At 64.7% G+C, this 12,796-nt stretch carries 15 protein-coding genes; 11 read left to right on the top strand and 4 right to left on the bottom strand.

Annotated features, from left to right (window positions below; all coding sequences use genetic code 11):
• The first annotated feature begins 17 nt into the window (after positions 1–17).
• From IF803_RS16180 to IF803_RS16210, 7 genes are all read left to right on the top strand, one after another.
• Entirely contained in the window at positions 18–947 is a 930-nt protein-coding gene (locus IF803_RS16180) for a LysR substrate-binding domain-containing protein (RefSeq protein ID WP_411781756.1), read from the top strand.
• Between the two features lie 79 nt (positions 948–1,026).
• Positions 1,027–2,013 carry a tripartite tricarboxylate transporter substrate-binding protein gene (locus tag IF803_RS16185; RefSeq protein ID WP_461192766.1) on the top strand — a complete coding sequence of 329 codons (987 nt, stop codon included), beginning with the start codon at positions 1,027–1,029 and terminating at the stop codon, positions 2,011–2,013.
• 18 nt (positions 2,014–2,031) lie between these two features.
• Positions 2,032–2,295, top strand: a complete 264-nt coding sequence (locus IF803_RS16190) for a hypothetical protein (protein WP_461192767.1) — start codon at positions 2,032–2,034, stop codon at positions 2,293–2,295.
• A gap of 205 nt (positions 2,296–2,500) precedes the next feature.
• Positions 2,501–3,217 carry a septum site-determining protein MinC gene (minC, locus tag IF803_RS16195; protein WP_304498249.1) on the top strand — a complete coding sequence of 239 codons (717 nt, stop codon included), beginning with the start codon at positions 2,501–2,503 and terminating at the stop codon, positions 3,215–3,217.
• A 21-nt stretch (positions 3,218–3,238) separates the two neighbouring features.
• Entirely contained in the window at positions 3,239–4,054 is an 816-nt protein-coding gene (minD, locus tag IF803_RS16200) for a septum site-determining protein MinD (RefSeq protein WP_016842305.1), read from the top strand.
• The gene (minE, locus tag IF803_RS16205) at positions 4,054–4,332 is read left to right on the top strand and encodes a cell division topological specificity factor MinE (protein ID WP_026192121.1); all 279 of its coding nucleotides are present in this window, start codon (positions 4,054–4,056) and stop codon (positions 4,330–4,332) included. Before minD ends, minE begins: the two co-directional genes overlap by 1 nt.
• Positions 4,329–4,625: a hypothetical protein gene (locus IF803_RS16210; RefSeq protein WP_016842303.1), complete on the top strand. Its 297-nt coding sequence runs from the start codon at positions 4,329–4,331 to the stop codon at positions 4,623–4,625. The genes minE and IF803_RS16210 overlap by 4 nt, the downstream gene beginning before the upstream one ends.
• A gap of 150 nt (positions 4,626–4,775) precedes the next feature.
• Here the strand turns inward: IF803_RS16210 and IF803_RS16215 are convergent, their stop codons facing one another.
• The gene (locus IF803_RS16215) at positions 4,776–5,795 is read right to left on the bottom strand and encodes an NAD-dependent protein deacetylase (RefSeq protein WP_461192768.1); all 1,020 of its coding nucleotides are present in this window, start codon (positions 5,793–5,795) and stop codon (positions 4,776–4,778) included.
• On the opposite strand from IF803_RS16215, the gene IF803_RS16220 reads away from it, so the two are divergent.
• Positions 5,733–6,113, top strand: a complete 381-nt coding sequence (locus tag IF803_RS16220; RefSeq protein ID WP_411781751.1) for a c-type cytochrome — start codon at positions 5,733–5,735, stop codon at positions 6,111–6,113. The two genes, IF803_RS16215 and IF803_RS16220, sit on opposite strands and share 63 nt — an antisense overlap.
• Positions 6,114–6,133: 20 nt before the next feature.
• Here IF803_RS16220 and IF803_RS16225 read toward each other — a convergent pair whose 3' ends face one another.
• Together IF803_RS16225 and IF803_RS16230 are read right to left on the bottom strand one after the other, a co-directional pair.
• Positions 6,134–7,306, bottom strand: a complete 1,173-nt coding sequence (locus IF803_RS16225) for an Ig-like domain-containing protein (RefSeq protein ID WP_461192769.1) — start codon at positions 7,304–7,306, stop codon at positions 6,134–6,136.
• A gap of 185 nt (positions 7,307–7,491) precedes the next feature.
• A complete protein-coding gene (locus tag IF803_RS16230) occupies positions 7,492–7,956 on the bottom strand; it encodes an Lrp/AsnC family transcriptional regulator (protein WP_028335254.1) in 465 nt (154 codons plus the stop codon).
• 161 nt (positions 7,957–8,117) lie between these two features.
• Here IF803_RS16230 and IF803_RS16235 point away from each other — a divergent pair, with 161 nt between their 5' ends.
• Complete coding sequence (locus IF803_RS16235; RefSeq protein ID WP_461192770.1) at positions 8,118–9,131, top strand: 1-aminocyclopropane-1-carboxylate deaminase; 1,014 nt, start codon at positions 8,118–8,120, stop codon at positions 9,129–9,131.
• A gap of 548 nt (positions 9,132–9,679) precedes the next feature.
• The gene (locus tag IF803_RS16240) at positions 9,680–9,922 is read left to right on the top strand and encodes a hypothetical protein (protein ID WP_304500454.1); all 243 of its coding nucleotides are present in this window, start codon (positions 9,680–9,682) and stop codon (positions 9,920–9,922) included.
• Between the two features lie 840 nt (positions 9,923–10,762).
• Here the strand turns inward: IF803_RS16240 and IF803_RS16245 are convergent.
• Positions 10,763–11,074, bottom strand: a complete 312-nt coding sequence (locus IF803_RS16245) for a hypothetical protein (protein WP_245288752.1) — start codon at positions 11,072–11,074, stop codon at positions 10,763–10,765.
• A gap of 381 nt (positions 11,075–11,455) precedes the next feature.
• Here IF803_RS16245 and IF803_RS16250 point away from each other — a divergent pair, with 381 nt between their 5' ends.
• Positions 11,456–12,715, top strand: a complete 1,260-nt coding sequence (locus tag IF803_RS16250; RefSeq protein ID WP_461192771.1) for a S1C family serine protease — start codon at positions 11,456–11,458, stop codon at positions 12,713–12,715.
• Positions 12,716–12,796 lie beyond the last annotated feature (81 nt).

A 12,796-nucleotide genomic window follows, 5' to 3' on the forward strand; every position in this document is an offset into this window, starting at 1 on the left:
GGAGACGCGACACGACCATGAGAAAGTTGCCACCGCTCAATGCGGTGCGAACATTCGAGGCGGCCGCGCGCCACGTCAGCTTCACCAAGGCCGCTGAAGAGCTGCTCGTCACCCACGGCGCCGTCAGCCGCCAGGTCGCGCTTCTCGAGGACTGGTTCGGCGTCAAGCTGTTTCGCCGAGCCCCCTCGCAACTGACGCTGACCGCCGCCGGGCAGATCTACTATCGCGAGGTCACGGCCATTCTCGATCGGCTGGCGCTCGCCTCGATGGACATGAAGGCGTACGGCTCGCCGTCGGTGCTGCGCGTCAGCGCGCCGCCGACCTTCGCGATGCGCTGGCTGATCCGCCGTATCGCGTCGTTCCAGCGGATGCGCGCCGATGTCGAATTGCGGCTATTGACCTCGATCGGGCCGCTTAACGTCAACGATCGTTCGTTCGACGTCGCGATCCGCGGCAATGTCGGCGAGCCGGTCGGGTGGATGTCGCAGCACTTCATGACCGAGCTGATCGCGCCGGTCTGCCATGTCGATCTCTTGAGCCGCGGGCGGCTCGCCACCCCCGATGATCTGCGGCATCACACCCTCATCACCTATTTGACCGAGCCCTATGACTGGCCGCGCTGGCTCGCCCAGGCCGGCGGCGAGATGAGCGCGGATCAGGAGACGCTGCGGTTCGAGCAGATGTTCTTCGCGCTGCAGGCGACAATCGAGCGCATCGGCATCGGGCTGTTTCCGCTGTTTCTCGTGATCGACGAGCTGATGGCCGGCCAGCTCTGCCTGCCGTTCGGCGACCTCGGCCTGCGCAAGCGCGAATACCGCTCGTTTTATCTCGCCGACAATGAAAGCGCCGGGGCCATCGCCGACTTCACCGCATGGCTCGCCGATGCCGGGCGCGAGACCGAGCAATTCATGCTGGACTGGGCCACGTCGAAGGGCTGGAGCTTCTAGCGAGCGAATGGCGGACGTCGCGTCTTCAGGCTGGACCGCCCGACGATGCCGGCTCTATGACAGATGAGGGGGAACGCAGATGCCCAACATATCCCGCCGGCCATTCCTGCAGCTTGCACTCGGCGCGGCGACGCTGCCGCTTGCGTCGATCGGTGTCGGCGCGGAAACCATCGCGCGCCCGGTCACCATGATCGTGCCGTTCGCCGCGGGCGGGCCGACCGATGTGCTGGCGCGGATCCTCGCCGAATATATGCGCGGCACGCTCGGCCATCCCGTCATCATCGAGAATGTCACCGGCGCCTCCGGCACCGTTGCGGGGCTGCGGGCGTCGCGCGCGACACCGGACGGCACCACGATTACGATCGGTCATTGGGGCACGCATTGCCTGAACGGCGCGATCTACCAGCTGCAATATGACGTGCGCGAATTCGCGCCGATTGCGCTGATCGCAAGCGGGCCGCAGCTCATCATCGGCCGGCCCGACCTGCCGGCGCAGAATCTGAAGGAGCTGATCGGCTGGCTCAAGGCCAATGGCGGCAAGGCGACGGCGGGCACCGCGGGCCCGGGATCCGGGGCGCATGTCGCCGGCGTGTTCTTCCAGCAGTTGACCGGCGCGAACTTCTCCTTCGTGCCGTATCGCGGCGCCGGTCCGGCGCTGAACGATCTGATGGCCGGGCATATCGACATCATGTTCGATCAGGCCTCGAACTCGCTGCCGCAGGTGAAGAGCGGGACCGTGAAGGCTTTTGCGGTGACCCAGTCGTCGCGGCTTGCATCGGCAGCGGAGATTCCGACGGTCGATGAAGCCGGATTGCCGGGTCTCTATATCGCCTATTGGCACGGCATCTGGGCGCCGAAAGGCACGCCCGCTGACGTCGTGTCGATCCTGTCGAATGCGGTGATATCGGCGCTTGCCGAGCCTGCCGTCCGGCAACGCTTCGCCGAGCTCGGCCAGGAGATCCCGCCGCCCGACCGACAGGGCCCCGACGCGCTGCGCGGCCATCAGGCTGCCGAGGTCGAGAAGTGGTGGCCGATCGTTAAATCGGCGAATATCAAGGCGGAATAGCTGCAATTATTTGATTCGATGACGTTTTCTGACGTGACGGGCAGCTGCGAGCCAAGGCATCTGTCATGGCAGGGCTGGCAGCTTGCAAGTCCGGCACTGGAAATCGTCGCCGCGCTCGTCGGGGCGAACTTCGAATTCCTCCGAGACCCGGACAATTCGGTTGCGAAGCGGGGCGACCTCGGACAGCTCAGCGTGGCCCGTGCGTCGGCATTTCGGGCACCGCAGGATCTCAATCCAGCTGGAGTGGGTCATGACGTGGTCTGTAAGCGCTTGCCGGAATGATAGCCCCGTCTGGCGCGAAGAAAATTGATCCAGCTCAAAAACGCGGCCGTATCTCCCCCAATCCCACCTGTTCAAACGCCGAAGCGCGTTTCGAGGTCCCGGGGCGAGTGCTGTCCAAATCGGTGAAAACCCTGACCGCGTTAACCTTTGATTAACCATGCGGTCCGATTGTTAACCATTCGACAAGACAACTGAGTCAGGGGCGATGGACGCAACTCAACAGGTCGCACGTCAGCAGGTCCGCATGCGCGGCCGTTCCTACGTCGCGTTCGTTTTCTCGCCGGTCGTGCCTGTCGTGTCCTGGCTGGCCGAGATCGACGCGACGCTGGCGAAGTCGCCGGGCTTCTTCACCGGCAAGCCGATCGTGCTCGACCTTTCGGCGGTCGATCTCAGCCAGACCGCGATCGCGCATCTGATCGGCAGCCTCGCTGAACGCAACATCCGCATCCTCGGCATCGAGGGGGTCGACGAAGCGAAGCTCGGCGCCAACATGCCGCCGCTTCTGACCGGCGGCCGGGCCTGCGCGATCACCCATGTCGAGCCGCAGAAGCCGCAGGCGCAGGAAAAAAACAAGGACAAGGACAAGACCAAGTTGCCATCGCTGCTGCTGGAGAGCCCGGTCCGTTCCGGCCAGTCGATCGTGTTTGCCGAGGGCGACGTCACGGTGCTCGGCTCGGTCGGCTCCGGCGCCGAGATCGTCGCCGGCGGCTCGATCCATGTCTACGGCACGCTGCGCGGCCGCGCGATGGCCGGCATCAACGGCAATTCGGCGGCCCGCATCTTCTGCCAGAGGATCGAGGCTGAGCTGCTCGCGATCGACGGCTACTACCAGACCGCGGACGAAATCGCCGACAGCTTGCGCAACCGGCCCGCCCAGGCGTGGCTCGAGGGCGAAATGCTGCGCATCACACCTTTGAACTGACCGACCACAAGGAGAGAGAGAATGGCCAAGGTTTTGGTCGTGACGTCTGGGAAGGGCGGGGTCGGCAAAACGACCTCAACCGCCGCGCTCGGCGCGGCGCTCGCGCAAATGGGTCAGAACGTCGTCGTCATCGATTTCGACGTCGGCCTGCGCAACCTCGATCTGGTGATGGGCGCGGAGCGTCGGGTGGTGTTCGACCTCATCAACGTGGTGCAGGGCGTCGCCAAGCTGCCGCAGGCGCTGATCCGCGACAAGCGGCTGGAGAATCTCTGGCTGCTGCCGGCGTCGCAGACCCGCGACAAGGACGCGCTGAGCGAAGAGGGCGTCAAGCGCGTGATCGCCGACCTCAAGACCAAGTTCGACTGGATCCTGTGCGACAGCCCGGCCGGCATCGAGCGCGGCGCGACGCTCGCGATGCGCTACGCCGACGAAGCCGTCATCGTCACCAATCCGGAAGTGTCGTCGGTGCGCGACTCCGACCGCATCATCGGCATGCTCGATTCCAAGACGGTCCGCGCCGAGCGCGGCGAGCGCGTCGAGAAGCATCTTCTGGTCACCCGCTATGATGCCGGCCGCGCGGCGCGCGGCGAGATGCTCTCGATCGACGATATCCTGGAAATCCTTGCGACCCCCTTGCTCGGCATCGTCCCGGAAAGCCAGGACGTGCTGCGCGCCTCCAATGTCGGTTGCCCGGTCACGCTGAACGCAGCAAGCAGCGCGCCGGCGCGGGCCTATACCGACGCGGTACGCCGCCTGATGGGCGAGGCGGTGGAGATGACCGTGCCGGTTCAACGCAAGGGGCTGATGGATCGGCTACTGCGACGGAGGGCGGCATGATGAACGTAATGCGGCTGTTCGGCGGCCGCGCCGCATCGGCGCCCGTCGCGCGGGAGCGGTTGCAGATCCTGCTTTCGCATGAGCGTGGCCGGACCGGCGCGCCCGATCTCCTGGAGACACTTCGCTCGGAAATCCTGAGCGTGGTTTCCAAGCATATCGACGTCGACCCCGACAAGGTCGTGGTCCGGATGGACCGTGGCAAGTTTGTCTCGATGCTCGAGGTCGACATCGAGGTTCCCAATGGCGTGCAACGATCAAAGATGGTGGCGGCCACATGACGGCAGACAGCGATAGTCACATTGCCTGGCAGCGCGCGCAGCTCAAGAAGCTGCGGGCGGCGTTGAAGGCGATCGAGGCCGATCAGCTCGGGAAGGCCAATTGCGGCCGCGCGACGCAGATGACGATCGACGAATTGCAGCGCAAGATCGGCGAGTCGGGCCGCTGCATCGCGGAGTACGAGCGCCGCACCCGTCGTCCGTTGGCGACGGACCTCGGCAGCCTCGCCAGCGTCAGCTGGACGCACTGGAACGCCAACATGCCGATGGCCAAGGCGCCGCGCCATCGCGCGTAGTGCGATAATTCTCCCGTCGTCATTGCGAGCCACCCGGTCGGCGCGAAGCGCCGCCGGATGACAGGCTCCGCGAAGCAATCCATCCCTCCGCAGAACGATGGATTGCTTCGTCGCTATCGCTCCTCGCAATGACGTGGAGAGAGCAGCGGCTTACAACAAAAACGCCAGCGCCGTCTCGCAACTATCCTCGATCTTGAGGGTGAGCAACTCGTCGGCGCGGGTGCGGCCGAGATTGACGGCGGCAATCGGCAGGCCGCGCTGCTCCGCCATCCGGACGAAGCGAAAGCCGGAATAGACCATCAGCGAGGAGCCGACCACCAGCACGGCGTCGGCCTGCTCGAGATGCGCCTGCGCTGACGCGACCGTATCGCGCGGCACGTTGTCGCCGAAGAACACCACATCGGGCTTCAGCACGCCGCCGCAGGCCTCGCAGGCCGGCACCACGAACGACGAAAAATCCTGCTCGAGATCGGCATCGCCGTCCGGTGCGTCGGCGGCATCGAGCGTGAGCCAGGCGGGGTTCAGCCGCGCGAGCTCGTCCTGGAATTGTTCGCGCGGCATCGTCGCGCCGCAGCCGAGGCAGCGCACCACGTCTAATCGGCCGTGCAGGTCGATCACGCGCTGGCTGCCGGCGGCCTGGTGCAGGCGGTCGACATTCTGGGTCAGCAGCAGCTCGCAGCGCCCTTGCCGTTCGAGCTTGGCCAGTGCGCGATGCGCGCCGTTCGGCGCGGCGCGGCCGAACCGTCGCCAGCCCACCATGCTGCGCGCCCAATAGCGCTGCCGCGTCGCCGCCTCGCCCAAAAACGCCTGGATGGTGACCGGGCGGGTCCGCTTCCAGTTGCCGTCGCTGTCGCGGTAATCGGGAATGCCGGAATTGGTGCTGCAGCCGGCCCCGGTCAGGACAAACAAGCGCTGGTGGCCGGCGACGAAATCCTGCAGGGCGGGGTGTTGCATGGCAGCACATCTAGTGCGGTGCGCGCGCCTGCGCCAGATGTGGGGCCTGCCGCGAGCGGACCTTTCACGCGGCCTCTGCGTTGACCGCATGGCACCCGAGACGTGGTGCTGCGCGCGCCTGTTTGCCTGGCGCAATTGCCGACGGAGTGATCGATGCGGCCGGGATTCATCGTCGTCGTTTGCGGGTTGATGTCGGTGGCGCTGTCGCCGTCCCATGGTCAGGATGCCGGCGTGTCCGGCGAGCAGGCGTTCAACAATTCCTGCCGCACCTGCCACACGGTCAAGGACGGCGACAACCGCGCCGGCCCGAACCTGCACAATGTCGTCGGCCGCAAGGCCGGATCGGTTGCGAGCTTTCCTTATTCGGAGGCGATGAAATCATCCGACATCGTCTGGGATGAGAGCACGCTGCTGCGCTTTATCGAGGATCCCGAGGCCGTGGTGTCGGGCAACGGTATGAAGCCGTATACCGGCGTGCGCTCGGCGGAGGATCGCGCCAGGATCGTGGCGTTCCTGAAATCCCCCGGCAAGTGACCGTTGGCGGAAGGCCGGTCTCACCTTGCCGGCACGACGAAGACCTGGCCGGGATAGATCAAATTGGGATTGCGGATCTGCTGCGAGTTGGCCCGATAGATCACGGCGTAGCGCTGTCCGGCGCCGAATGCACGCTGGCTGATCCGCCACAGGCTGTCGCCGCGGGCGACGGTGGTCGTCGTGATCTTCGGCACGATCACGGCGGAGGGGGACTTCACATCAGATGCGGTGGCGGTTGCCGCCGCGGCGAGCTGCGGTTTGGCCATATCCGCACGGCCGGACGAGGTTGGCGATGCCGGGATCGATGCGGTCGTCATCGTGTCCGGAACGTTGAACGGCACCTCGGCACGTGCGCGGACCTTGCCGGAGGTGGGGTCGACGTCGTCAAGCCGCACCTGATAGTTGCCGGCGGTCACGCCCTTGTTGATCGTGACCGAGAGGTGCCCCTTCTCGTCGGCTGTCGCGGACGTGATCAAACTGCCGTTGAGATAGAGCCTGACGGTCGCGCCGGGAGCTGCCTGACCGCTCACATGGAGCTTGCCGTCCGGTTCGGTCTCGACGGCCTCGATGGCCACTTTCCCGGCCGCCGGCGCCGTGGCCGCAGGTTGCGACAGCACGCGGACCGGTTTGTCCGGCGCCATCAGCGCCACCATCGGCCGCTCCCTTGTCGCAGCCTCGAGCGCCACCGCCACGCTCTGCGTGGAGGTCACCTGCTTGCCGTCGCGCGTCATGCGCAGGGTCAGGTCATAGTTTCCCGGCGGAAGCGGGCGCGGGACCATGACGAACTGGCCGGACTTGTCCGCCACGGCGCGATCGTGCACCTCGCCATTGCGCAACAGTTCCACCGTCGTGCCCGGGAGCGCCCGGCCGGCGACAACGGTCTCGCCGGTCGGCTCGATGTTGACGACGTCGAACTCCGGCACCGCGTCGCCGCCTGGTGCTGGCGGCGGTCCCGCCAGCGCCTCGGCCAAGGCAGCGGTCTCGCTTTGCGCCTTTGCCAGCGCAGTCTTGTCCTGGTTTCGCGCGTCTTGGTTTCGCGCGGGAGCGGCCGGTGCGGATGGTGCCGTCGCCGTCAAAGGCGTGTTCCCGCCCAGGATTTGCTGGGTCTGGCGGATGCCGAAGACGAGCGCCGCCGTGCCGCCGGCGGCAAGTGCCAGCAACGGAATGACCAGTCGAATCGCCGTGGCGCTCATGATTGTCATCCGCGGATCAATGCCCCCGCGCGTCCGCGCGCGCGATCCCGCACCCCGCGGGGATTCCAGAACAGACTGCGCCGGTTTGCGTCGGCCATCAAGTCGGATGAAGGGATTACTTCTCTCGGGCAGGCCCGCCGACCTGGCGGCTCACGGCGCTCGCCCGCGCCGGGATCACGTCAGGTTCAGAACTCCAGCGCCGCATTGTCCACCACCTCCTTCATGACGAAGAAGGTGCGGGTCTGCCGCACGCCAGGCAGCGCGATCAGCTGATCGCCATGGATGCGCTTGAAGTCGTCGACGTCGCCGGCGCGGATCTTGAGGAAGTAGTCGAAATCGCCGGCGACGAGGTGGCAGTCGAGCACGCATTTGAGCTTCGCCACCGCCTGCTCGAAGCTCGCAAAGCTTTCCGGCGTCGAGCGGTCGAGCACGACGCCGACCATGACCAGCGTGCCCTTGCCGAGCTTGCGCGGCGCCACCATGGCGCGGACGCCGCTGAGATACCCCTCGTCGAACAGCGCCTGCGTCCGGCGATGGCAGGTGGCGGGGCTGACGCCGACCTGATCGGCCAGCTCGGCATTGCTGAGCCGGCCGTTCTTCTGCAGCAATCTCAACATCTTGAGGTCGATGCGGTCGAGTCGCGCGGGCATGGAAGAATCTCTCACGGTTGAGCAGTTTTGTGAGAGAAAACATATCATCTGGGGCAAATCCAGCAATTTCCGGTAACTCCTCAAGCCGAGTTAGAGAGCACCTTTCGCGCCAGGGGTGATAGCTGTGGCCGCCGTTCCAGACCACCAATGAGGATGCCAGCATGCTGGAGAAGTTCGCGCGCTATCCGCTCACATTCGGGCCGACCGCCATCGAGAAGCTCGATCGGCTGTCAAAGCATCTCGGCGGCAAGGTCGAGCTCTATGCCAAGCGCGAGGATTGCAATTCCGGGCTCGCCTATGGCGGCAACAAGCTGCGCAAGCTCGAATACATCATCCCCGACGCGATCGCCTCCAATGCCGACACGCTGGTCTCGATCGGCGGCGTGCAGTCGAACCACACCCGCATGGTCGCGGCCGTCGCGGCCAAGATCGGCATGAAGTGCCGGCTGGTGCAGGAAAGCTGGGTGCCGCATGAGGACGCGGTCTATGATCGCGTCGGCAACATCCTGCTCTCGCGCGTGATGGGCGCCGATGTGCGGCTGGTCGACGAAGGCTTCGACATCGGCATCCGCAAGAGCTGGGAGCAGGCGATCGAGGAAGTGAAGGCGGCGGGCGGCAAGCCCTACGCGATTCCGGCCGGCGCCTCCGTGCACAAATATGGCGGGCTCGGCTATGTCGGCTTCGCCGAAGAGGTGCGCGCGCAGGAGCGCCAGCTCGGCGTCAAGTTCGACTACATCGTCGTCTGCACTGTGACCGGCTCGACCCATGCCGGCATGCTGGTCGGCTTCGCCGCCGACGGGCGCGCGCGCAACGTGATCGGCGTCGACGGTTCGTTCACGCCTGCGCAGACCAAGGCACAGGTGCTGTCGATCGCGCAGAACACCGCAAAGCTGGTCGAGCTCGGCCGCGACATCGTCGAGGACGATGTCGTGCTGATCGAGGACTATGCCTATCCGGCTTACGGCGTGCCGTCGGAGGAGACCAAGGAGGCGATCCGCCTCAGCGCGCGGCTCGAAGGCATGATCACCGACCCCGTCTATGAGGGGAAGTCGATGCAGGGCATGATCGACCTGGTGCAGAAGGGCTATTTCCCGGCCGGATCGAAGGTGCTCTACGCCCATCTCGGCGGCGCGCCGGCGCTCAACGGCTACGCCTACGCGTTCAGGAACGGCTGAGGCGGGCCACGCATTCTCACCTCCCCTTGAAAAGGGGAGGTCGCTTTGCGCGCAGAGCAAAGCGGGTGGGGATCTGCTTTCTCCCCTTGCAGCGTCGCCTGCGGCCGACCCCCATCCCGACCTTCCCCCTTTCAGGGGGAAGGAGAAGAGCCGCAGCCCGGATGGAGCGAAGCGTAATCCGGGGCCCGTGCTGTTCGGGGATTATCCCGGATTTCGTCGCGCTCCATCCGGGCGACGCATTCTCACCTCCCCTTGAAAAGGGGAGGTCGCTTTGCTCGCCAGAGCAAAGCGGGTGGGGATCTGCTTTCTCCGCTTGCAGCGTCGCCTGCGGCCGACCCCCATCCCGACCTTCCCCCTTTCAGGGGGAAGGAGAAGAACCGTAGCCCGGATGGAGCGAAGCGCAATCCGGGGTTCGTGCCGCTCGGGGATCATCCCGGATTTCGCTGCGCTGCATCCGGGCTACACGCCTCCCGTCGCACGTCAGGTCCGCGTCAGCTTCGCCCGGTATTTTTGCCGGGCCGGGCGAGTTGGGAGACCATCGCGTGAGGATGAATGCATTCGGCCGAGCCGCCGCCGCGCTCGGCGTTGGCATCGTCGCCGTGGGGCACTGGTGCTGGGTCTACCAGGGCCAGGGTGCCGCGCCGCATGCCCGCCTGCTGGCGATGAATCATGCAGTCGAGCTCTATGCAGGCATTTTCCTGATCGGCGTCGGCGTCCATGCCCTCGCATCCTGGTACTGGTTCAGCGAACCAAATCCGCCGGCGCGCTCCTCGGTTGGGGAACAACAATAGCGTCCGCCCTCGCGGCGAACGGGAAATGTCCGGGTTGAGGTGCTGTTCTAGTTAGGACACTTGCCTGGGGAAATCAGGACACTCATTCACATATGCAAATGCCCTTCCGTGCCATCGAGGTTCTAGCTCACGCGGGGGTGTCCAGAATCTTTCCCTACCCCACGGGCGCTCCTCGGCCTCAGCCTCCTTGCCGAGTGCTGGGGCCGTTTGTTTGAGCTCCAAGGCGGGCCTTGTCGAATGCGTGCGAACCGGTTCAAGAGTTGGACTGAGATCGAGGAGCGCTTGTTGGTCGCGTTGCATGAAGCTGGGCTGGATCATCGGCTGATAGCGGATCATATGCGCCGGACCGAAGCCGGAATTAATAGGCGGCTCGCAGTGATCGCCAACAGGGCCAAATGGGCTGAGGGCGCTCAGCGCGGCCTGGCGCCGTAGGCATTCCCTCGCTGGGCGCTCCTCGGTTGAGGAGCCGCAGTACCCCCGTCTTCGCGGCGAACGGGAAGTGTCCGGGTTGAGGTGCTGTCCTGGCTAGGACACTCGCTGCAAGGAACCAGGACGCCTGCAATCCGTTACAGAATTTCAATCCCTTTTCGCCGGAGGGGCGGTTTGATGCGATTGCATTCTGAGCGGATAGACGGTGTGGAGATTGCCTTCGCCAGCGTTTTGGCAATGTCGTTCATCGGGCTTCTTGCCAGCATAGCGTGGCTTCTGTTCGCGTAAACGCGGGACCTTGCCATAGCCTCAGTGTCCCCCGGCACTGGGGCCGTGTTTCTGCGGAAGTGGCGATCCCGAGCGCCTTTGTAGCGATTTGTCTGGAGATAGGACGCCATGACTGAGGCGGCCTTACTCAACGACGCCTTTGATATCGGACCTTCGCCGAAACAGTCTTATTTTTCCGATCAGCGGCCGGATCAGATATTTAAAGACAAGGCCAAGACAGACGATCGGCACCAAGATCGGCAAGTATGCCAAAACCGCAAGAGCGGCCAACCATTCCGGGCTGCGCTGCTCCCGCCAATAATACACCGACGCCGCGATGACGTGGGCCACCAATAGCGCCGCCCAGATGGCTAGCGCGACGTTGACCGGCTCATCGAATGTCAACGCTTCCCATGCGGCTTCACCCGGCCTTGAAGGCGTGCTTTCGCTTTCCATGGCTTGCTCGACCTCCCTCAGCTTCCAACCCCTGCGATGGCGGGGTATTCCGTGTGGAATGCTACGGGAGACGATAGCGGCGCCCAGGCTGGCTGGAACTCCGTTCACCCACGGAGAACCCCGGATGCCGCCTCTGTTCTGCTTAATCCGAATTAGGACACTCCGAAATCCAACTCCAGGACACGGGGGCTTAAATACGGACAGCACCTCGATTGACACATGAACAAAATAAGAACATATGCTCTGTAACCTGAGGGTGTGGCGATTGCCTCATCCGCGGCGGGCTTGCGTGGCTGCAGGACCAAAGACCAAGCCGCGCTCCACTTGCGGATGAATTTCTCCGCCTCCTATGATGGGGTTGTGGCTGGGGGAGTGTGCGTCATGAGAGTTGCGATCTGGGCGGTCGTTGCGGCCGCATGGCTGTTTGCGTCTGCAACTCCGTCGAGCGCCCGCGGTCCCTACGGTTCGATCAGCGTCGGCAACTGGAAGGGTGGCGCCTTCACCAACGACAAGAATGGCGCCTTCACCCATTGCTCGGCGGGCACCACGTATCAAAGCGGCATCTTCTTCATGGTGTCGATCGCCGAGAATGGCAGCTGGCGCCTTGGTTTTGCCCATGAGAGCTGGCGCTTGACGGCGGGCGAGGCCTTTCCGCTTGCGCTGACCTTCGATGGTCAGCCGGCCTTCAACGTCTACGGCATGCCGCTCGGCACGCAGCTCGTGAATGTCGAGATGCCGGTGAACTCGGCGCTGATCAGCCAGTTCCGCAAGGCGCGCCAGATGACGGCCTTCGCGCAGGGCCAGTTGTTTCAGTTCAACCTCAATCAGACCGCGCAGCTGCTGCCGGCACTGCTCAACTGCGTCGTCTCGGTGAAGAAGAACGGCGTTGCCAATGCCGGTGAGTTCGCCGTCGCGACAAAGCCCGCGGCTGCGCCGCCGCAGCAGGCGGCTCCGGGACCCACGCAGAAACAGGCGAGATCGGGGACGGGAACGGGCTTTGTGGTCAGCAGCAGCGGCCACGTCGTCACCAATCACCATGTCGTCGGGGGCTGCAGCGAGATTACGGGCAACCTGAGCGGTGAGGCGCCGGTCAAGCTGCGCCTGGTGTCCGATGACGAGACCAATGATCTCGCGTTGCTGCAGGCGCCGACCCCGTTCAAGGATGTCGTCAGCCTCAGGCAAAACCCCATCCTGGTCGGCAACGGCGTGGTGGCGATCGGCTATCCCTATCACGGATTGCTGACGTCCGATTTCACGGTCACCACGGGCATTGTCTCTTCGTTGAGCGGCATCCTCAACGATACCCGTCATCTGCAGATCAGCGCCGCGGTGCAGCCCGGCAACAGCGGCGGTCCACTGTTCGATCTTACCGGCGCGGTGGTCGGCGTGGTGGCTGCCAAGCTCGACGCGGTCAGGATGGCGCGGGCGACGGGGACCATCCCGGAGAACATCAATTTCGCGATCAAGACCGGCGCGCTGCGCGACTTTCTCGACAACAGCGCGGTGGCGTACCGGACCGCCGAGTGGCGCGAGGAGATGAAGAAGGAAACCGCCGAGATTGCCAAGAATGCGCGCGGCTACACGCTGCTGATCACCTGCACGGTGAATGAGCAGAGCGCGAACGCGAAGAAAGGTAATTGAGACCTCCGCTACACCGTCCTCCCGTCCTTACCGCAGGGCGACTGCATCTGGCTACCGGCCACGCGTCTTTCCTTGCGACGT

This window comes from Bradyrhizobium sp. UFLA06-06 (assembly GCF_054820065.1).